Origin of the sequence: Arenivirga flava (assembly GCF_030161575.1) — a bacterium.
In the GTDB taxonomy this organism is placed as follows: Bacteria; Actinomycetota; Actinomycetes; order Actinomycetales; family Microbacteriaceae; genus Arenivirga; species Arenivirga flava.
Genome location: NZ_BSUL01000001.1, coordinates 2,112,559 through 2,133,169, shown reverse-complemented (window position 1 = coordinate 2,133,169; position 20,611 = coordinate 2,112,559). Strand labels below are relative to the sequence as shown.

General features: G+C 70.5%; 11 protein-coding genes and 1 pseudogene (1 of these 12 cut by a window edge). 10 read left to right on the top strand and 2 right to left on the bottom strand.

Annotation, left to right across the window (positions count from 1 at the left end; genetic code table 11):
* The first annotated feature begins 5 nt into the window (after window positions 1-5).
* Genes QQK26_RS10150 through QQK26_RS10140 form a run of 3 tightly spaced genes read left to right on the top strand, consistent with a single transcriptional unit; the run spans window position 6 to window position 5,112 of the window.
* Window positions 6-593, top strand: coding sequence for a DUF4194 domain-containing protein (locus QQK26_RS10150; protein ID WP_284232339.1), 588 nt, complete (start codon window positions 6-8; stop codon window positions 591-593).
* Entirely contained in the window at window positions 590-3,967 is a 3,378-nt protein-coding gene (locus QQK26_RS10145) for an ATP-binding protein (protein WP_284232334.1), read from the top strand. Before QQK26_RS10150 ends, QQK26_RS10145 begins: the two co-directional genes overlap by 4 nt.
* Window positions 3,964-5,112, top strand: a complete 1,149-nt coding sequence (locus QQK26_RS10140) for a Wadjet anti-phage system protein JetD domain-containing protein (RefSeq protein WP_284232332.1) — start codon at window positions 3,964-3,966, stop codon at window positions 5,110-5,112. The genes QQK26_RS10145 and QQK26_RS10140 overlap by 4 nt, the downstream gene beginning before the upstream one ends.
* Window positions 5,113-5,122: 10 nt before the next feature.
* Here QQK26_RS10140 and QQK26_RS10135 read toward each other — a convergent pair.
* Window positions 5,123-5,964 (bottom strand): annotated as a pseudogene (locus QQK26_RS10135) (exodeoxyribonuclease III).
* Window positions 5,965-6,281: 317 nt separating this feature from the next.
* Here QQK26_RS10135 and QQK26_RS10130 point away from each other — a divergent pair.
* The 4 genes from QQK26_RS10130 to QQK26_RS10115 all read left to right on the top strand — a co-directional run bounded on the left by QQK26_RS10130 (window position 6,282) and on the right by QQK26_RS10115 (window position 10,618).
* Complete coding sequence (locus QQK26_RS10130; protein ID WP_284232330.1) at window positions 6,282-7,451, top strand: RtcB family protein; 1,170 nt, start codon at window positions 6,282-6,284, stop codon at window positions 7,449-7,451.
* A gap of 55 nt (window positions 7,452-7,506) precedes the next feature.
* On the top strand, window positions 7,507-8,202 hold the full coding sequence (locus tag QQK26_RS10125; RefSeq protein ID WP_284232328.1) for a metal-dependent transcriptional regulator: 696 nt from the start codon (window positions 7,507-7,509) through the stop codon (window positions 8,200-8,202).
* Between the two features lie 458 nt (window positions 8,203-8,660).
* Window positions 8,661-9,215: an orotate phosphoribosyltransferase gene (gene pyrE / locus QQK26_RS10120; RefSeq protein ID WP_284232327.1), complete on the top strand. Its 555-nt coding sequence runs from the start codon at window positions 8,661-8,663 to the stop codon at window positions 9,213-9,215.
* The gene (locus tag QQK26_RS10115) at window positions 9,212-10,618 is read left to right on the top strand and encodes a septum formation family protein (RefSeq protein WP_284232325.1); all 1,407 of its coding nucleotides are present in this window, start codon (window positions 9,212-9,214) and stop codon (window positions 10,616-10,618) included. The genes pyrE and QQK26_RS10115 overlap by 4 nt, the downstream gene beginning before the upstream one ends.
* Before the next feature lie 15 nt (window positions 10,619-10,633).
* On the opposite strand, the gene QQK26_RS10110 is transcribed toward QQK26_RS10115, so the two are convergent.
* Window positions 10,634-11,455, bottom strand: coding sequence for an HAD-IIA family hydrolase (locus QQK26_RS10110; RefSeq protein ID WP_284232323.1), 822 nt, complete (start codon window positions 11,453-11,455; stop codon window positions 10,634-10,636).
* A gap of 215 nt (window positions 11,456-11,670) precedes the next feature.
* On the opposite strand from QQK26_RS10110, the gene QQK26_RS10105 reads away from it, so the two are divergent.
* The 3 genes from QQK26_RS10105 to QQK26_RS10095 form a co-directional block, all read left to right on the top strand.
* Window positions 11,671-13,200, top strand: coding sequence for an MFS transporter (locus tag QQK26_RS10105; protein WP_284232321.1), 1,530 nt, complete (start codon window positions 11,671-11,673; stop codon window positions 13,198-13,200).
* Between the two features lie 409 nt (window positions 13,201-13,609).
* Entirely contained in the window at window positions 13,610-14,266 is a 657-nt protein-coding gene (locus QQK26_RS10100) for a TrmH family RNA methyltransferase (RefSeq protein WP_284232319.1), read from the top strand.
* 271 nt (window positions 14,267-14,537) lie between these two features.
* Window positions 14,538-20,611, top strand: partial view of a beta strand repeat-containing protein gene (locus QQK26_RS10095; RefSeq protein WP_284232317.1) — the start only. It continues 7,231 nt past the right edge of the window; only the first 6,074 of its 13,305 coding nucleotides appear in the window; its start codon is at window positions 14,538-14,540; its stop codon lies off the right edge, out of view.

Below are 20,611 nucleotides of genomic sequence, written 5' to 3'. Positions count from 1 at the left end.
GAAGCATGAGGACTCCGGAAGAGCAGGCCACCGCGACCGCGATCATCGCCTTGATGCGCGGAGTCGTCTATCGGGAGAAGGACGAACTGGCGTGGGCTGCGCTGGCCCGGCACGGCGGCGCAGTCCGCGAGCACTTCGACGACATCGCCGTCGATGTCGTGATCGACGAGATTGAGGGCTACGCCTTCCTGGCGAGCCGGGCCGAGGAAGAGGGCGAGGAGCCCTTGCCGCGGCTGGTGCGCCGTCGCACCCTCACCTACCATGCCAGCGTCCTCGCGGTACTGCTGCGCAAACGACTTGCCGAGTTCGAGGCCAACGGCGGAGACGGACGCCTCGTACTTACCGTGGAGCAGATCGCCGACCTGTTCAGCGTGTTCGTACGCGAATCGACGAATGCGGCGAAGATCGCCGACCGCGTCGTCGTCACGCTCAAGCAGCTGAAGGAGCTGGGCTTCGTGCACGAGCTTCGCGGGCAGAGCGACGTCTGGGAGGTCAGACGCGTGATCAAGGCCTATGTCGACGCTCAGACAATGGGCGATTTCGATGCCGCGCTGTCCGAGTATGCCGCGTCGACGCCAGGAGATCAGGAATGACCGATGCACTGTTCTCGGCGCTCGATCTGGAGGCCGAGACCGGGGGACTCGCGGGATATCGCCTCGACCGCGTCGAGGTGGTCAACTGGGGAACCTTCGACAAACAGGTCTGGCAGCTCGGCCTGGACGGCCGTACCTCGTTGCTGACCGGTGACATCGGATCGGGCAAGTCGACGCTCGTCGATGCCGTCAGCACACTGCTCCTTCCGGCTCACCGGATCGCGTACAACAAGGCCGCGGGCGCGGACGCTCGCGAACGCAGCCTCCGCAGCTATGTCGAGGGCCACTACAAATCCGAGCGCAACGAGCAGACCGGTGCTTCGAGGCCGGTGGGGCTGCGCGATCATCGCACCTATTCGGTGATCGTTGGGGTGTTCCGCAATCGTGCCTACGCCGAGACGGTGACGCTGGCCCAGGTCTTCCACCAGAAGGACCGGGTGGGGCAGCCAGATCGCTTCTTCGTGACCGCCGAGACCGCGCTCGCCATCGACCCGGATTTCGCCGACTTCGGATCCGAAATGACTGCGCTGCGGCGACGCCTCAGGTCGCAAGGCGCCCAGATCGACAACGGATACCCCGACTACGCGCGTCGTATGCGCCGGCTGCTCGGCATCCGATCCGAACAGGCGATGGAGCTGTTCCACCAGACGGTCTCGATGAAATCTGTCGGGAATCTCACCGATTTCGTGCGAAGCCACATGCTCGAGGAGGAAGACGCCGACGCCCGAGTGCGGGCCATCGTCGAGCACTTCGAGCACCTGACCAAAGCCCACGAAGCCGTACAGCGGGCCACCGCGCAGCTCGCAATCCTCGACCCGCTCATGGAGTCGGGCGATCGCTATGACGCCGCGGTCGCGCGGCATGCGGACCTCGTCGCCGCCAGGCGAGCTGTGGACCCCTTTGTCGCCGACGCGATGCTCGTCGCGCTTGCCGATGAGACGACGCGTATCGACGCCGAGTGCGTTGCCGTGTGGAGCGACCAGGAGGGGCGCACGGCACGGCGACGGGAGATGGTGCCCCGACGTGACGGTTTGATCGCCGAACGCGCTGGTGCTGGCGGAGACCGGTTAACCATGATCGATCTCGACCTCGATCGCCTCGCCCGCGAGCGTGAGCGGCGTGCCGAGAACCATGCTCGGCACGCGATCCGTCTCGATGAGGCGGGCCTCGAGCCCGTCGCGGACGAGGCATCCTTCAGGGAACGGCTGCTCGAAGCTGCCCAGGCCAATGACGGCATCGGCCTAGAACGCGAGGCGCTCCGTGAGCAGCAGGCGCCGCTCAGCCGGCGCCGGTTCGAGGCCGAGGCCGAGCGAGCGCGACTGCGCGAGGAACTCGCCGCGGTGGACGGTCGGCGCAGCAATCTCGATCGTCGGCTGTTGCAGGTGCGTGAACGCCTCTGCACTGCATTGGCTCTCGAAGAATGGCAGCTGCCCTTCGCGGGCGAGCTGATCGACGTGGCGTCGGCGCATGATTGCTGGCGGGGCGCGGCGGAGCGGGTGCTCGGTGGATTCGCGACGATGCTGCTCGTCGCCGACACCGATCACCGGGTCGTCTCGCGCTGGGTGAACGACACACATCTGGCTGCTCGACTCCGTTATCTGAGGGTGCCCGAGCGTCAGGTGCGGGCACTCCCGACGCGCACGGACGGCGAACTGCGCTTGCGCGACATCCTCCAGATCGAGGAGGGGCGCTTCGCCGCCTTTCTCGGCGCAGAGCTGCAACGTCGGGCCGAGCATCTCCTCGTCGACACGGCGGCGGAGCTCGCCGACACGGATCGTGCGGTCACCAGGGCCGGTCTCGTCCGAAATGGAGACCGTCACGAGAAAGACGACCGCCGTGTGATCGATGACCCGCGTTCCTGGGTGCTCGGACGCAGTAACGAACGCAAGGTCATGGCGCTCCGCGCCGAACTCGCTGCCATCGACAGCGAGCTGGAGGCCGTTCTCGCTGAGCTAGCACGGTTGCAGCGGCTGGAGAACGAATCGCACCGACGAGCGACGGCGCTCGGAGCGTTGACAGCGCTGACCCGGTGGGACGATGTCGATATCGCCGGCGTCGACAGGGCGCTGTCCGGGCTCGTCGCCGAACGTGAGCGACTTGTCGCCGGCTCGCATCGGCTCGCAGAGATCGAGTCGGAGATTGCACGGCTCGACGAGGAGGCAGCCGTCCTGGACGACGAGATCCTCGTGGCGCAGAAGCGGATCGGTGACCTCGAGGGCGAGTCCAAACGGCTTCGGGAGCGGACGGAGCGAGAGCAGCGGGTGCTCGACGGTCTCGACAGTGCTGCGTTGGACACCGTCCGCTCTCGATACGTTGCTTTGGAGGCGTTGCTCGTCGGACGGCGTCAACGTCGCAGCCTCGAAGGTCTCGACACGCTCCGCAAGTTTCTGAGCGATGAGATTGCCGCCCAGGCCGATGTGCTGCAGCGCGAGACCAACGGCCACATCACGAGCGTGCAGAACAAGATGCACGAGATGTTGAAGGCCTGGCCCGAGCTCCGCGCCGAGCACGACGCGGATGTCGCCGCGCTCGCCGCCTACCGGGAACTGCACCGGCGAGTGCGCGCCGACGACCTACCGCGCTTCGAGGAAGAGTTCCGCCGTCAGCTCGATGAGAACGCCGTGCGCGAGCTCGCACAGTTCCACGGCTGGCTGCGTCGGCAGGCTGACGAGATCCACGCGCGTGTCGACCGCATCAACGAGGCACTCGGCGCGATCGACTACCGGCCAGGACGGGTCATCAGGATCATCGCCGAGCCGACCGTGAGCCAGGAGATCAAAGACTTCCGGAGCGACTTGCGTGCCGCGACGGCCGATCTGATCGACCCGGTAGCGGGCGAGGCCGAACGACGCTTCGAGCAGGTGCGCGTCATCATCGAGCGATTCCGTGGGCGTCAGTCGCACACCGATCGCGACCGCGCGTGGACACGATTCGTCACCGATGTGCGCAACTGGTTCTTGTTCGCGGCCTCCGAACAGGATCGCCTGACGGGTGAGGAGTTCGAGCATTACACCGACTCGGACGGCAAGTCGGGAGGGCAGAAGGAGAAGCTCGCCTACACGATCCTGGCCGCCTCGCTCGCCTATCAATTCGGGCTCGAGTGGGGCGTCGAGAAGGCTCGTGACTTCCGCTTCGCAGTCATCGACGAGGCCTTCGGGCGAGGTTCCGACGAATCGACACGGTATGCCCTCGAGCTCTTCGGTCGGCTCGGCTTGCAGCTCTTGATCGTCACCCCGCTGCAGAAGGTCCACGTGATCGAGCCTTTCATTAGCGCCATCGGCTTCGTCGACAACCCCACCGGCGCAGGCTCCCGGGTGCATACGCTCACGATCGAGGAGTTCCATCGCCAGCGTGGTCGGCACGACGCCCGATGAGTGCCACATGGACGGCGCCGCAGGACATCAGACGCTTCGTCGGTCGCCGCTGGGATGATGGCTCGTTGCTCCGAGCTCATGCGCTCGGCGAAGCCTTCCCAGTGATGGAAATGCCCCTCCGCGGCCCTAGGTCGCAGGAGCTCGCCGACCGTGTCGACGAGGCGCGCCGGTGGGCGGAAGCCCTCCGTGTGGCTGCGCTCGACGGGCAGGCCTATCAGCTGATCGACCGCGAGATCGGGGGCCGTCACGTGGGCCGCACCCGGGTGCCGGTGCGGGCGAGGATCGATTCGTGGGAACAGGCATGGTGCCTGCTGTCAGTGCACGACGAGGTCGAGAGGTTCGGGCGGCTGGTAGCGCTCGCGTCCGACCCCGCCGCCCGCGAGTGGGCCTTGGCACATCCGCTGCGTGCCGTGGGCATCGACGACGATTGGCCCGCGGTCCTCGCCGCGGCTGCGTGGCTCCGCGCCAACCGGGGGCAGGGGCGGTACCTCCGAGAGGTCACGGCGCCGGGGGTCGATACGAAGCTCATCGAACGTCGGCGCACGGTCATCGCTGCGTTGCTCGATGTGCCGGTCGGTGCCAAGAGCTTCGAGGCGGCGCTGGGTCTCGCGGTGAGACCCGCGACGGTACGCCTCCGATTCGCCGCGCACACCCTGGGCATGCCGAGGGGCGTGACGGAAGCCGTGCTGCGTGCGGAGGAACTCGACGCACTGGCGACGACGGTTCGAAGCGCCTTGATCGTCGAGAACGAGGTGAGCTACCTCTCAGTCCCCGTTCCGAGGGACGGCGTCGTCCTCTGGGGCAAGGGCTACGACGCCGAGCGTCCCGCCTCACTCTCCTGGCTCCGCGGGGTGCCCGTCACCTACTGGGGTGATCTCGACACCCATGGCTTCGCCATCCTGCACCGGGTGCGTTCACTACTACCGCAGACTCGTTCCGTACTGATGGGTGCGCGAACCTTGATTGCCCATCGCGACCGTTGGGGCACGGAGTCCACCCCGACGGACATCGCACTCCCTCTCCTCGACCACGAGGAGGCCTCGGTCTATGAGGCCTTGGTCACCGACCGCTACGGCAAGCGCGTGCGACTCGAGCAAGAGCGCATTGACTGGGCGTGGGCGATCCAGCGGCTCGAACCCGGCTAAGGGCCGTCCGCTACAGGAACATCGGCCGGTCGTCGTCGTCCTCGTCGACCGGCAGGTCGAGGTCGACGACGACGGGCACGTGGTCGCTCGGCTGCTCGCCCTTGCGCTCGTCGCGGTGGATGGATGCGCCCGCCACCAGCTCCTGGAAGGCGGGGGAGCCGAGCACGAAGTCGATGCGCAGCCCCTCGTCGCGCGGGAAGCGCAGCTGCTTGTAGTCCCAGTAGGTGTAGCCCTCGGGCACGAGCGGGCGCACGACGTCGGCCATGCCGGCATCGACGAGCGCCTGGAACGCGGCGCGCTCGGGGGTGAGAGGTGGGTGCTGACGCCCTCGACCATCGAGGGGTCGCCGTTGTCCGCATCCGTCGGGCAGACGTTGAAGTCACCGCCCAGGGCGATGGGCTCGCCCGGATGCGCCGCCTGCCAGTCGCGCACGTAGCGCTCCAGGGCCGCGTACCAGTCGAGCTTGTAGGCGTAGTGCGGATCGGTGAGCGAGCGGCCGTTGGGCACGTACAGGCTCCACAGCCGCACGCCGTCGATCGTGGCGCCGAGCGCGCGCGCCTCCTGGGGCTGGTCCGGCCCCTCCGCGCCCTTGAGGAAGCCGGGCATGCCGGGGAACGCCGTCTCCACATCCTCGATCGGGCTCAGGCTGGCGATCGCCACGCCGTTCCACTGGTTGAGGCCGTGCACCGCCAGCTCGTAGCCGGCGTCCTCGAACGGCTGCGTCGGGAACTGCTCCGGCTTGCACTTGATCTCCTGCATGAGCAGCACGTCCACGCTCTCGCGCTGCAGGAACTCGACCGTGCGGCCGACCCGGGTGCGGATGGAGTTGACGTTCCACGTGGCGATGCGCATGGCCCCAACGCTACCGAGGCCTTGCCGCGGACGGGATGCGCCACTACGGTGGCAAGGCTGCGCCACCCGGCGCAGCGCCACGGCGGACCGAACGGGACGACTTCGATGAACCTCCACCAGGAGCTTCGCGCGGTGCTGGAACTCCAGTACCGCAATCAGTCGACCCCTCCGGCGCCGGCCGTGCAGTAGCTCACGCTCACTCCACGCCCCGCACCGAACAGGTCCGGGGCGTTTCCTGTTTCCGCTGCGATGCGGGGATCGGCGAACCGGACCACCGGATCCGCCACCATCCCGCCATCACCAGAAGGAAAGGAACCATGGAGAGGCTCACGAACCGCCTGCTCTCGTGGGCGAGCCTGATCGACGAGCAGACCGTCGAGCAGGCCCGCACCTCGTCGCGCATGCCGTTCATCTACCCGCACCTGGCGCTCATGCCGGATGCGCACCTCGGGCTGGGGGCGACGGTCGGATCCGTCATCCCCACGCTCGGGGCCATCATGCCGGCGGCCGTCGGCGTGGACATCGGCTGCGGCATGATCGCCGTCCGCACCCAGTTCGCGAAGGACGACCTCGTCGGCACCGACCTCGCCGAGCTGCGCCAGCAGATCGAGCGGTCGATCCCGCTGTCGGCCGGGCGCGACAACAAGAAGATCGTCGCGACCGCCGAGCCGCGCATCGCCGAGCTCGAGCGGCTCGCGGAGGAGGCCGGCTTCGACCCGGCCTCGTACGCGAAGCAGTGGCGCAACCAGCTGGGCTCGCTCGGCAGCGGCAACCACTTCATCGAGGTGTCCGTCGACGAGACGGATGCGGTCTGGCTGTTCCTGCACTCCGGCTCCCGGGGCGTGGGCAACCGCATCGCGAAGCACCACATCGACGTCGCGCAGCGCATCGCGAAGCAGTACTGGATCGAGCTGCCGCACCGCGACCTCGCCTACCTCGTCGAGGGCACGCCGGAGTTCACCCGGTACATCCGCGAGCTGCGCTGGGCCCAGCGCTTCGCGCTGCTCAACCGCGAGGAGATGATGGACCGCGTCGCCGACCAGCTCGGCCGCTTCCTCGGCACCGCTGTGGAGGAGCTCGAGCGCATCAACTGCCACCACAACTTCACCGAGAGCGAGATGCACTTCGGCAAGCGAGTGTGGGTGTCGCGCAAGGGCGCGATCCAGGCGGATGCTGGGCGTCCCGGCCTCATCCCGGGCTCCATGGGCACGGCCTCGTACGTGGTCGAGGGCCTCGGCAACCCGCTGTCGCTCAACTCCTCGCCGCACGGCGCGGGACGCGAGCACTCGCGCAGCGCGGCCCGGCGCACCTTCACGCACGAGCAGCTGCGCGAGGCGATGCGGGGCATCGAGTTCCGCGACACGGACGCCTTCATCGACGAGATCCCGCAGGCGTACAAGCCCATCGATCAGGTGATGGCGGATGCGTCCGACCTGGTGACCGTGCGGCGCACGCTGCGCCAGCTCGTCAACGTGAAGGGCGACTGAGCCCGGTCACGCCCGGCCGTCCCCGCGACGGCCGGGCGCGGCTACCCTCGACCCCATGAGCACGATGGCGGAGGACTACCTCAAGATCCTCTGGAAGGCGGAGGAGCGCGGCACCGGACCCGTCACCACGCGCGACATCGCGAGCATCCTGGGCGTCGCCGCCAGCAGCGTCAGCGGCAACCTGCGCAAGCTCGACCGCGACGAGCTGATCGTGCACGAGCCGTACTACCGCATCGCCCTCACCGACCGCGGGCGCCGCGTGGCGGTCGGCATGGTGCGCCGGCACCGCCTCATCGAGACCTTCCTCGTCGACCAGCTCGGCTACGGCTGGCACGAGGTGCACGACGAGGCCGAGGTGCTCGAGCACGCCGTGAGCGACACCTTCCTCGAGCGCATCGATGCGCTGCTCGGGCATCCGTCCGTCGACCCGCACGGCGACCCCATCCCCTCCGCCGACGGCGTCGTGCCGACGACCCCCGGCGCCCTCATCGCCGCGCTGCCCGAGGGCAGCTGCGGCACGGTCGCACGCGTCTACGACGACCGGCCCGAGCTGCTGCAGTACCTCGCCGAGCGCGGCATCGCGCTCGGCGGTCACGTGCGAGTGCTGCAGCGGATGCACGGAGCCGGCATCCTGCGCGTCGAGCGCGCCGAGACGGCCGGCTCGCACGAGCAGCCCGTAGACCTGCCGGACGCGGCCGCCGACGCGATCTGGCTCGCCCCCGACGAGCACGCGGCGCAGCTCCCCGCCTGACCGGCGCTCGGCCCCCGCCCGCGCCTGACCGGCGCTCGCCCCCGTCCACGACCTGCCCCGTCCCCGACCTGCTCCGTCCCCGACCTGCTCCGCGCCCGCCTCGGGCCCGCACCCCACCCCGCCCCTTTCGCCAAACGACGGAGATCGGACGGCCCGGCCGAGATTGCTCCCTGTGATCACGGGGTGCGCATCCGCTCGTCCTCCGGTGAGCGCATGGATCTCCGTCGTTTGGCAAATGTTGCGGCGTCGAGAGCTCGGTGTGCAGCCTCGAGTGCGAGTGCGAGTGCGAGTGCGAGTGCGAGTGCGAGTGCGAGTGCGGGCGGGCGCGGGTGCGAGGCGCGCGGCATCGGGTGCGAGATGCGACGAGGTCGAGCGCCGGATGCGCGGGCGCAGGCGCGGCGCGGCGGGTGCGGGCCCCGCGTGTCCCCCATCCGCACCCCTCCTCTACACTCGGAGCCGTGACTGACGCCCGCACCCAGCTGATCGACTTCATCTCGCGAGAGGCCGTGTTCCACGGCGACTTCACGCTCACGAGCGGGCGCAAGGCCACCTACTACATCGACCTGCGGAAGGTGAGCCTCGACCACCGCGTCGCGCCGCTCATCGGCGACGTCATGCTCGACCTCATCGCGCCCATCCCCGACGTCTTCGCGGTCGGCGGGCTGACCATGGGAGCGGACCCGATCGCGAGCGCGATCCTGCACCGAGGCGTGCTGCGCGGTGCCGACTACGACGCCTTCGTCGTGCGCAAGGAGCCGAAGGACCACGGCCGCGGCCGCCAGGTGGAGGGCCCGGACCTCGAGGGCAAGCGCGTCATCGTGGTCGAGGACACGTCGACCACGGGCGGCTCGCCCCTGAAGGCCGCGCAGGCCCTCGAGAAGGTCGGCGCGATCGTCGCCGGCGTCGCCGTGGTCGTCGACCGCGCGACCGGCGCGCAGCAGATCATCGAGGACGCCGGCTACGCCTACTACTCGGCCATCGGCCTGGCCGACCTGGGCCTGGATCCGCAGTGAACGATCGGCGGGACGACTCCGGCGGCGCCCCGCTGACGCCGGAGGAGTGGGTCCGGCTGCAGTTCGAGGCCCTGCAGGAGGACGTCGCCGAGGAGCAGCGCGCCCGCAGCGCGCAGTCCGCGGCCTCGCCGGTCGAAGCGGGTGCACCGATCGCGCAGCAGCCGACCGTCCCCTCCCAGCCGCCCGTCGCCCCCGCCCCGAACCCACCGGTCCCGGCGACCGAGGCCGTCCCCCCGACGGCGGACCGGTCCGTTCCGGGCGGGCCCGGTGCGCCGTCCCGCACGACCCCGCCGCCTGCCCGCCGCCGGGCCGCAGAGCCCGCGGCCGAGTCAGCACCGCGCCCCGAGCCGACGACCGGCTTCGGCCTGCCGCCGACCGCGCTGCCGCCGCAGGCGTTCGGCGCGAGCTCGGTACCCGGAGCGACGCCGGCCGTGCCCCCATCGACGCCGACCGCCACTCCCGCACAGCCGGAGCCTGCGGCCGAGCCGACCGAGCCCGCAGCCGAACCACAGCAGCCGACCCCCGCATCCGCTCGTCCCGAACTCGACGACGGCTGGGGCGAGCCGACTCAGGCGATGAGCCTGCCCGACCGCGACGCCGGCCTCGACGACGGCTGGGGCGAGCCGACCCAGGCGATGACGCTGCCGCAGCGCGACGACGATGACGCTCGGGGAGAAGCCACCCAGGCCATGCCGGTGCCGCCCACGGCGGTGGGCCCCAGCGCCGAGGAGACCGGCCTCGACGACCTCTTCGGAGCCAACCGCTTCCGCGAGGTCGACGACAGCGTCGTCGGTGAGGCGCCGCAGCGCAGCCGTGAGCGCCGGCCCGCCGATCGCGAGCCGATGCCGCGCAACGTCAAGATGCTCGCCTGGATCGCGGGCGGGCTCGTCGCGCTGCTCGCGCTCCTCGGGCTCTTCTGGCTCGGGGTGCAGTCGCCCTGGTCGGCCGCGGCCCCGGCGCCGAGCCCCTCGGCGACGAGCGCGACGCCGACCCCGACCCCGACGCCCGAGCCCACCGAGGAGCCCATCGTCGGGCCGGTCGCCCCGGGCACGTACGCCTGGGACGAGCTCGGCGGTGGCGAGTGCCTCGATCCCTTCCCCGGCCCGTGGGAGGAGGAGTACACGGTCGTCGACTGCGCGCAGCCGCACGCCGCGCAGCTGGTCTCGCTGACCGAGCTCGGCCAGGAGAGCGACCCGTACCCCGGTTCCGACGCGCTCGCGGGCGAGGTCAACGTGCGCTGCGGCGCCTCCGTCTCGCTGGAGGCGGCCGGCGCGTACGACGACATCGTGCTCGAGGGCAGCTACGCACCGACCGAGCAGGCGTGGCAGGACGGCGAGAACGACTACTCGTGCTTCGCGCGGCGCTCCGGCGGCGAGCCGATCGAGGGCTCGCTGACGCCCTGACGCGCGTCCCGCCGCTCAGAGCTCCGGCGGCAGCGAGTCGATCTCGACGAGCTCCGGCTCGTGGGTGAGCAGGTCCGCGACCGAATCGAGGATCTCGTTCGGGCGGAACGGGTACTTCGCGATCTCGCCGTCGTCGCTGATGCCGGTGCGCACCAGGATCGTGTGCAGGCCGGCCTCGATGCCGGCGACGACGTCGGTGTCCATCCGATCGCCGATCATGCCCGTGTTCTCGCTGTGCGCGCCGATCTTGTTCAGCGCGGAGCGGAACATCATCGGGTTCGGCTTGCCGACCACGTAGGGCTCCTTGCCCGTCGCCTTGGTGATCAGCGCCGCGATCGCGCCGGTCGCGGGCAGCGGGCCCTCAGCGCTCGGGCCGGTCGAGTCGGGGTTCGTCACGATGAACCGCGCACCGCCGACGATGAGCCGGATCGCCTTGGTGATCGCCTCGAAGGAGTAGTTGCGGGTCTCGCCGACGACCACGTAGTCGGGGTCCGTCTCGGTCATGATGAAGCCGGCCTCGTGCATGGCGGTGAGGATGCCCGCCTCGCCGATGACGAAGGCGGTGCCGCCGGGCGTCTGGTGCTTCAGGAAGTCGGCCGTCGCGAGCGCGCTCGTCCAGATGGACTCCTCGGGCACGTGCAGACCGGAGGCGCGCAGGCGCGCGCTGAGGTCGCGCGGCGTGAAGATCGAGTTGTTCGTCAGCACCAGGTAGGGCTTGCCCTGGTCGCGCCACTGCTGCAGCAGCTCCGCCGCGCCCGGGATGGCGTGGTTCTCGTGGACGAGCACCCCGTCCATGTCGGTCAGCCAGCATTCGATCTCGGCGCGTCGGGCGTTCATGGGCACAGCCTAGCGAGGGGCCGCATTGGATCACATGAGCGGATGCGGCACCTCCGAATGCCCGCACAGAACCCTGGAAGCGAGGGCTGAGAACGAGCGCCGATTGGAGCTCGGGACGAACCCCCGGTTAGCTCGAACGGTCGTCCGGCAACCGGGGACGGCCGTTCATCCCTCACCAAGGCGGCGCCGACTGCGCCGCCGGAGACGAGAACCTCATGGGATCCGATCCCTCGCATCCGAAGTCCGCCCGCCCGAAGCGGGGGCTCTCGCGCCAGCGTCGACTCGAGGTCGACGACGTCACCGTCGTCGACAAGCCGATGATGCGCCGCGCCATCGGCGGCACCGTCGTCGGCAACACCATGGAGTGGTACGACGTCGGCATCTACGGCTACCTCGCCGTCACCATGGGGCAGGTCTTCCTGCCCACCGCCGAGCCGACCGTGCAGATCCTCTTCAGCCTCGGCGTCTTCGCCTCCACCTACATCGCCCGTCCGCTCGGCGGCATCGTCTTCGGGCGGTTCGGGGACCGCATCGGCCGGCAGCGGGTGCTGGCGGCGACCCTCATCCTCATGGCCGCGTCGACCTTCCTCATCGGCGTGCTGCCCGACTTCGCGATGGCGGGCCCGCTCGCCCCGGTGCTGCTGGTCGTCCTCAAGATGACCCAGGGCTTCTCGACCGGCGGCGAGTACTCCGGCGCCTCGACCTTCATCAGCGAGTACGCGCCCGACCGCCGTCGAGGCTGGTTCTCGAGCTTCCTCGACACGGGGAGCTACGTCGGCTTCGCGCTGGGCGCTGCGGTCGTCTCGATCCTGCAGATCACGCTGGGCCAGGAGGCGCTGGTCGAGTGGGCCTGGCGCATCCCGTTCCTCATCGCGGGGCCCGTGGGCGCCGTGGCGATCTACTTCCGCCTCAAGATCGAGGAGTCGCCGGCGTTCCAGGCGGTGCAGGATGCGCACGAGTCGACGAACGCCGAGATCGCGGACTCGATGGGCCGCCCCAGCCTGCCGGCCATGATCCGCCAGCAGTGGAAGCCGATGCTGATCCTCGTGGGCATCGTCGCCGCCGGCAACACGGTCGGGTACGCCCTCACGAGCTACATGCCGACCTACCTGACCGACACGATGGGCTACGACCCGCTGCACGGCACCCTGCTCACGATCCCGGTGCTGCTGTTCATGTCGGCGCTGCTGCCGATCACGGGTCGGCTCTCCGACCGCTTCGGCCGCAAGCCGGTGCTGCTCACGGGTGCCGCCTCGGTGCTCGTGCTCACGATCCCGGCGTTCCTGCTCATCGGCATCGGTCCGATCTGGACGACGCTGATCGGCCTCGCCCTCATCGCGCTCTGCGCAGCGCTCTGGATCTCGAACCAGGCCGCGACGCTGCCCGCGCTCTTCCCGACGAACACCCGTTACGGGGCGATGGGCTTCTCGCACAACATCGCGATCGCGATCTTCGGCGGCACGACGCCGCTCATCATCCAGGGCCTCATCACCCTGACGGGCAACGACCTGGCGCCCGCGTTCTTCCTCATGGTCGCCTCGATCGGCGGTGCGGTCGCCGTGCTCTGCATGAAGGAGTCGTCGCAGCGGCCGATGCCGGGCTCGATGCCCAACGTCGAGACCGACCAAGAAGCGCGCGAGCTGGTCGAGTCGCAGGACACCAACCCGCACCTCGACCTCGGCGAGCTGCCGTTCCTCGACGACACGGCCATCCTCGGCAAGCGGGACGAGCCCGAGAAGGTCTGAACCCCTCCTCGGCGAGCGGATGGACGGGGCCCGGTCGCAGGCGCGGCCGGGCCCCGCTGCGCCCCGGCTTCACGCGAACCTGTAGCTGCAGCCGGATCGGTAGAGCAGGTGTTCGGGGCGGAGAAGGTGCGCCTGAATGTCGCTCGGAACGAACATGCGCGAGGTGCTGGAGAACTGGCGATCCGCGACGAGAAGTGCGTCTCATGCCGTTGACGGGCGGGTCCGCCCGGTCACCTCGAATGCCCGCTCGTACTCGTCGTGAACCGCGTCGTGACATGCCAGACCCCGCTGCGCGATGCCGGACTTGTGGGCGAGGATGCCTCTTGCTCCAACTCCCACTGAGACTTGGAGCAACATGGGAGATGGAGCGGTGCGCTCGATCGGAACGGCCTCCGAATAGGGTCGTCCCGTGCCCGACCTCCCCGCCGAAGAATCCGACGCCCACGACGACGAACCCCTCCTCGAGCACGGCGTCGGCCCCTGGCGGGGCGAGCTGCCGAGCAATCCGCGCTTCGACCCCGAGCTGCTCGCGAACGGCGACCGCCGCAACGTGATCGACCGCTACCGCTACTGGACGGTCGAGGCCATCGTCGCCGACCTCGACCAGCGCCGGCACCCCTTCTCGGTCGCGGTCGAGAATTGGCAGCACGACTTCAACATCGGCTCGATCGTGCGCACGGCCAACGCCTTCGCCGCGGAGACCGTGCACATCGTCGGCCGCAAGCGCTGGAACAAGCGCGGCGCCATGGTCACCGACCGCTACCAGCACGTGCTGCACCACGACGGCGTCGACGGGCTCATCGACTGGGCGCGCGGCAGCGGTGCCGCGATCGTCGCCGTCGACAACGTGCGCGGTTCCGTGCCGATCGAGGACTTCGACTGGCCCGAGCGCTGCGTGCTCGTCTTCGGGCAGGAGGGGCCGGGGCTGACGGATGCGGCGCTCGCCGCGGCGGATGCGGTCGTCGACATCGCGCAGTACGGGTCGACCCGCAGCATGAACGCCGGTGCCGCGGCGGCGATAGCGATGCATTCCTGGGTGCTGCGGCACGGCCTGCCGCGCCGCTGAGGGGCTGCCGGGAGCGGGCTCGCGGCGTCTGATCGATCGTCGCCCGATCATGACCGTTCCTCAATCGAAGCGAATTTCGCCGCAGGCGTTGGTTTTCCGCAGGCGTTGCCATACCCTCCAAGTGGGGCGCCGGGCTTTCGGGACATCGAGCGGCGACCCGCACGACTTGCAGTCGGATCCGCGTCGGGGGCACCGCGCCGCGCTTCTCTCTCGGGGGCTTCACATGGCACGGCCGCGGCATCGGGCACGCACCTCCATCCGGCGTACCGGCATGTTCCGGGCGCTGGCCGGGGTGCTCGCCGTCGCCGTGGCGGTCACCGGTCTCAGCCTCGCTGCCCTGCACGAACCCGCCGAGGCGGCGGTCATCAGCTGGGGCGCCGGCAACGACGGCGCGACCCCGACCTATCAGGAGACGGTCAACGGCGACTTCATCACCGTCGGCAACGGTGTGCTCGGCTGCTCCGGCACCGCCCTGGGCGGGCAATCCGGCTCGGGTACGTGCAACGACCTGCACCTGACGACCACCGCCACCGGCAACAACGTCAACGACTACTTCACGATGGTCAACGCCAACGCGGCGAGCGGCTTCACGACCAACTCCTCCAGCGCGACGCTGACGATCCCCTCCGGCGCGACCGTGGTCAAGGCCTTCCTCAACTGGAGCGCCAACACGGGCGTCATGGACTCGCAGCCGAACACGTTCCGCTGCACGCCCAACACCTTCACCGGGGCCACCGCGACGATGCCCTCGGGCTCCGCGACCGGGTACCGCACGCAGCCCGTGCAGTTCCGGGTGGGCACCTCGGGCACGCCGACCAGCGTGCCCGTCGGCTCGGTGCTCGAGGACACGGACTCCGGCGAGGTCGCCGCCAACACCCCGCACTACTACTCCGCCGGCGCCGACATCACCAGCGCCTTCGCGAACGTGACGACCGGTTCGCCGATCACCGTGCAGGCGGGCCGCATCTGGGCCCCCACCGGCCCCAACTGCTACGCCGGCTGGAACCTCACGCTGGTCTACGACTTCGGCGGGTACGTGCAGGGCAACACCGCCAGCGCCCCGAAGCGGGTCATCTACTACGAGGGCCACGTGCGCCAGTCGAACGGCGAAGCACCGCTGCAGGTGCCCTTCCAGGGCTTCACGGCGGTGGAGACCGGTACGGCGCGACTCGGCTACTCGCTGTTCGAGGGCGACCGCTCGATCGCGAACGACTACATGGAGTACGCCCGGGGCAACGCCTCCACCTACACGAGACTGACGAACCCGGCGAACCCGTCGGGCTCGACCAGCACGACCAACATCGGTGTCGGACGGGCCGCGGGCTCGGTGCGCTACACGCAGACCGGCACCGACGCGAACTTCACGAACCAGAACGTCGACGTCAACACCAACACGCTCGCCGCCGTGCAGGCCGGCGACACCTCCGTCTCGCTCCGGGTCGGCACGACCGGCGACTCGTTCCTGCTGCGCAACGCGGTCCTGTCGGTGCCGACCGGTGGACTCGTCGTCCAGAAGACGCTGCTCAACAGCACGAGCGACGTGCAGTACCGCACCGCGAACGAACCGGCGCAGTTCACCATCCGCGTGCGCAACACCGGCGACGGCAACCTGACGAACTTCACGGTCACCGACGACCAGAGCAACTGCAATGCGACGCGGGCGAGCCTCGCGCCGGGCGGGGTGTGGGAGTACACCTGCACGGCTGCCAGCGGCAGCGCCAGCGGATACACGTCCACGGCGAACGTCACGGCGACCACGGGCTCGAACTACTCCATCTCGGCGAGCGACAGCACGCAGGTGGTGCCCACGGCCATCCGCCTCACCAAGACGAGCAGCCTCGCGGCCGGAGCCACCGGGCGCGCGGGCGACGTCGTCAACTACTCCTTCACCGCGACGAACAACGGCGGCACCGGCAGCGTGCTGACCGGCGTCACCATCACCGATCCGCTGGCGGGTCTCTCGGCGCTCACCTACGGCACCTGGCCGAGCGGCACCTCCGGCACCCTCAACCCCGGTCAGTCCGTCACCGCGACGGCGACGTACACGCTCCGGCAGAGCGACGTCGACGCCGGCTCCGTGCCCAACACGGCGTCCACGCGCGGCACGGATCCCGACGGCGGCACCCAGCCGACCGCCACCGCCAATCGCACCCAGACCGTGGCGGCCAACCCGGCCCTCACCGTCACCAAGTCGGGCGCCTACCCGAGCGGGCAGACCGGCGTCGTGGGCAACACGGTCAACTGGACCATCGGCATCACCAACTCCGGCAACGTCACCGTCTCGGGCATCACGCTCACCGACACCCTGGCCGGGCTCTCGACGCCGGTGTTCGGCACCTGGCCCAGCGGCACCGCCGGCACGCTGGCGCCTGGCCAGACCGTCACCGCGACGGCCTCGTCGACGATCGCCCAAGCGGATGTCAATCGCGGCTCGGTGTCCAACACCGCCTCGGCGAGCGGACGCACCCCCGCGAACGTCGCCGTCACCGGCACCTCGCCGGCCGCCACCGTGAACACGGTCGCCGCCGCGCCGGCCATCGTGGCGACGAAGAGCGCGACGGTGAGCGGCACCGGCGCGGTCGGCGACACCGTCTCGTACACCTTCTCGGCCCGGAACTCGGGCAATGTCACCCTCACCGGCGTCGCGATCACCGACCAGCTCGCGGGTCTCTCGGCGCTGAGCTACGGCACCTGGCCGAGCGGCACTACCGGCACGTTGCAGCCCGGCCAGACCGTGACGGCCACGGCCACCTACACGATCAAGCAAGCGGATGTGAACGCCGGCGCGGTCGACAACACCGCCACCGCGTCGGGCACGGCGCCTTCGGGCACCGTGGTCACGAACGCCGCCTCGGCGCGCGCCGCGACCGCGGCCGCGGCTCCCGGCCTCGTCGTCACGAAGTCGGGCGCGCTCGCCTCGGGCGCGACCGGCCGGGCGGGCGACGGCGTCGCGTACACGTTCACCCTGCGCAACACGGGCAACGTCACGCTGACCGGGGTCGGGGTCAGGGACCCGCTCAGCGGGCTCTCCGCGATCACCTTCGGCACCTGGCCGAGCGGCACCGCCGGCACCCTGCAGCCGGGCCAGCAGGTCACCGCGACGGCCACGTACGCGCTCAAGCAGAGCGACGTCGACGCCGGCAGCGTCGTCAACACGGCCACCGGCACGGCGACGCCGCCGAGCGGCACGGCGTTCTCCCGCTCGAGCAGCTCGACCCTGCCGATCACCCCCGCCGGCGCGCTCACGCTCGGCAAGAGCGGGCAGATCACCTCGGGCAACGGGGGTGTCGGCAGCACCGTGCGCTACACCTTCACGCTCGCCAACACGGGCAACGTCACCCTCACCCAGCTCGCCATCAGCGACCCGCTCAGCGGCCTCGGCGCGATCGGCTACGGCGCGTGGCCGAGCGGCACCACGGGAGCGCTGGCACCGGGCACGCAGGTCACGGGCACCGCGACCTACACGGTCACCCAGGCCGACGTCGACCGCGGCTTCGTGCAGAACACGGCCAGCGCATCCGGCCGCACCCCGCAGGGCGGTACCGTCTCCGGCAGTTCGCCGCAGACCCGCGTCACCACGGCCGCGGCGGCGCCCGCCGTCACCGTGCAGAAGACCGCCGCCGTCTCCGGCAGCGGCATCGCCGGCGACGTGATCACCTACACCTTCGTCGCGCGCAACGCCGGCAACGTCACGCTCACCGGGGTCGCCGTCTCCGACCCGCTGAGCGGCCTGTCGGCGCTCACCTACGGCAGCTGGCCGAGCGGCACGTCCGGCACCCTCGCACCGGGCCAGCAGGTCACCGCCACGGCCACGTACACGATCAAGCAATCGGATGTGAACGCGGGCAGCGTGCGCAACACCGCCTCCGTGAGCGGCCTCGCCCCCGGCGCTGCGACGCCGACCACCGGCACGTCCGAGCAGGTCACCACGAGCACGGCCGCCGCCAACCCCGCCTTCACGGTCGCGAAGTCCGCCAGCCTCGCCCCCGGCTCCACGGGCCGCGCCGGCGACACCGTGAACTACGCGTTCACCGTGCGCAACAGCGGCAACGTCACCCTCACGGGCGTCGCCCTCTCCGATCCGCTGCCCGGGCTCAGCGCCATCGCCTTCGGCACCTGGCCGAGCGGGACGAGCGGCACCCTGCAGCCCGGCCAGCAGGTCGTCGCCACCGCGACGTACACGCTGACCCAGAGCGACGTCGACGCGGGTTCCGTCGCGAACACGGCGACCGGTACGGTCACGCCGCCGAGCGGCACCGCCTTCACCCGCTCGGGTAGCGCGACCCTGCCGGTCGCATCCTCCGGTGCCCTCGTGGTCACGAAGACGAGCGCGCTCGGCAGCGGATCCGGCAACGCCGGCAGCCGCGTCGACTACGCGTTCACCGTGCGCAACTCGGGCAACGTGACCCTGCGGGGCGTCACGCTCGAGGACAAGCTCGCGGGGCTCGGTGCCATCACCTACGGCACGTGGCCGAGCGGCACGGCAGGCACCCTCCGCCCCGGCCAGACGGTGTCCGCCACCGCCACGTACACCCTCACCCAGGGCGACGTCGATCGCGGCCGGGTCGTCAACACCGCCAGCGCCAGCGGCAACCCGCCCTCCGGGGACGCGGTGCGCAGCGCCGAAGCGCAGAACACGTTCCTCACCGCCGCATCCGCTCCCGCCGTCAGCCTCACGAAGAGCGCGGCCGTCGCGGGCAGCGGCGCGGTCGGCGACGTCATCGCCTACACGTTCGTCGTGCGCAACACCGGCAACGTGACGGTCTCGGGCGGCGCGGTCGCCGACCCGCGCCTCGGCACGAGCTCCATCGACTTCGGCACCTGGAACGGCACGCTCGCTCCGGGCGCGTCGGTCACCGGCACCGCCCGGTACGCCATCACGCAGACGGATGTGGACGCCGGCCAGGTGCGCAACACCGCCACGTTCTCGGGCACCGCTCCCGGCGCCGTGCCGGTCTCCGCGAGCAGCGGCGAGGTCACGACGCGCACCGCGGCATCCGCTCCCGCCGTCGCGTTGACCAAGACCGGCGCCGTCTCGGGCAGCGCGTCGCCGCGTGCCGGCGACACCGTGACCTACGCGTTCGTGCTGCGCAACACCGGCAACGTCACGCTGACGAGCGCCGGCATCAGCGACCCGCTGGCCGGCCTCTCCGCGATCGCTTACGGCACCTGGACGAGCGGCACCGCCGGCACCCTCCTGCCGGGCCAGCAGGTGAGCGCCTCGGCGACGTACACGATCCGCCAGGCCGACGTCGACGCGGGCGGCATCGCCAACACCGCCACCGGCCGCGGCACCGCGCCGAACGCCGCGGTGAGCACGGCCACCGCCAGCAGCACCGTGCCGCTCGCGCCCAACGCGGCGCTCAGCGTCACGAAGACGCCGAGCACCACGAGCGGCGCGGCGGTCGGTCAGACCATCACCTACGACTTCGTCATCGCCAACCCCGGCACCGTCACCATCTCGGGCATCACGCTCGCCGACTCGCTGCCCGGCATCAGCGCTCCCGTGATCAGCTGGCCGGATGCCGACCGGGTGCTCGCTCCGGGCCGCGAGGCCAGGGCCACCGCGACCTACGTCGTGCGCCAATCGGACGTCGACGCCGGCTTCGTGCGCAACACCGCCTCCGTCTCCGGGCTGAACCCGCAGGGCGGGGCGGTCGGGGCGGACTCGAACCGCGCGCAGACCGACACGGTCGCGCGCAGCGCCGCGATCGCCACGACGAAGACCGCCGAGCTCTCGGGCAGCGGTGTCGTCGGCGACACGATCACCTACACGATCACCGCGCGCAACGGCGGCAACGTCACCCTCACCGGCGTCACGATCGCCGACTCGCTGCCCGGCATCTCGTCACTGGCGTACACGTGGCCCGGGACGCCCGGCACGCTGGCGCCCGGCGAGACCGTCAACGCCCGCGGCACCTACGCGATCACCCAGGCGGATGTCGACGCCGGCTCGGTCCGCAATGTCGCGACCGCCTCCGGCCAGCCCCCGACGGGCGAGCGCGTGAGCAACGCCTCGCCGGCCGCGACCACCCAGCTCGTCGCCCGCACCGCGGAGTTCACCCTGGCCAAGGACGGCGCGCTCGCGCCCGGCGCGCGCGGCAACGCCGGCGACGACATCGACTACACGTTCACGCTGCGCAACACCGGCAACGTCACGCTCACCGACCTCGTCGTCACCGACCCGGAGTTCCCGGGCCTCTCCATCAACGCGGCGTCGCTCGCACCCGGCGCGACGCTCTCCGGCACCGCGCGGTACCGCATCCTGCTCGACGACGTCGAGGCCGGCGCCGCCGTCAACGTCGCGAGCGGTGCCGCGACGGGCGCCGACGGAAGCCGCATCAT

Excerpts from the sequence above, each read along its gene's own strand:
- QQK26_RS10145 (WP_284232334.1), top strand. The coding sequence starts at position 590 with ATGACCGATGCACTGTTCTCGGCGCTCGATCTGGAGGCCGAGACCGGG.
- QQK26_RS10105 (WP_284232321.1), top strand. The coding sequence starts at position 11,671 with ATGGGATCCGATCCCTCGCATCCGAAGTCCGCCCGCCCGAAGCGGGGG.
- QQK26_RS10140 (WP_284232332.1), top strand. The coding sequence starts at position 3,964 with ATGAGTGCCACATGGACGGCGCCGCAGGACATCAGACGCTTCGTCGGT.
- QQK26_RS10150 (WP_284232339.1), top strand. The coding sequence starts at position 6 with ATGAGGACTCCGGAAGAGCAGGCCACCGCGACCGCGATCATCGCCTTG.
- QQK26_RS10125 (WP_284232328.1), top strand. The coding sequence starts at position 7,507 with ATGAGCACGATGGCGGAGGACTACCTCAAGATCCTCTGGAAGGCGGAG.
- QQK26_RS10110 (WP_284232323.1), bottom strand. The coding sequence starts at position 11,455 with ATGAACGCCCGACGCGCCGAGATCGAATGCTGGCTGACCGACATGGAC.
- QQK26_RS10130 (WP_284232330.1), top strand. The coding sequence starts at position 6,282 with ATGGAGAGGCTCACGAACCGCCTGCTCTCGTGGGCGAGCCTGATCGAC.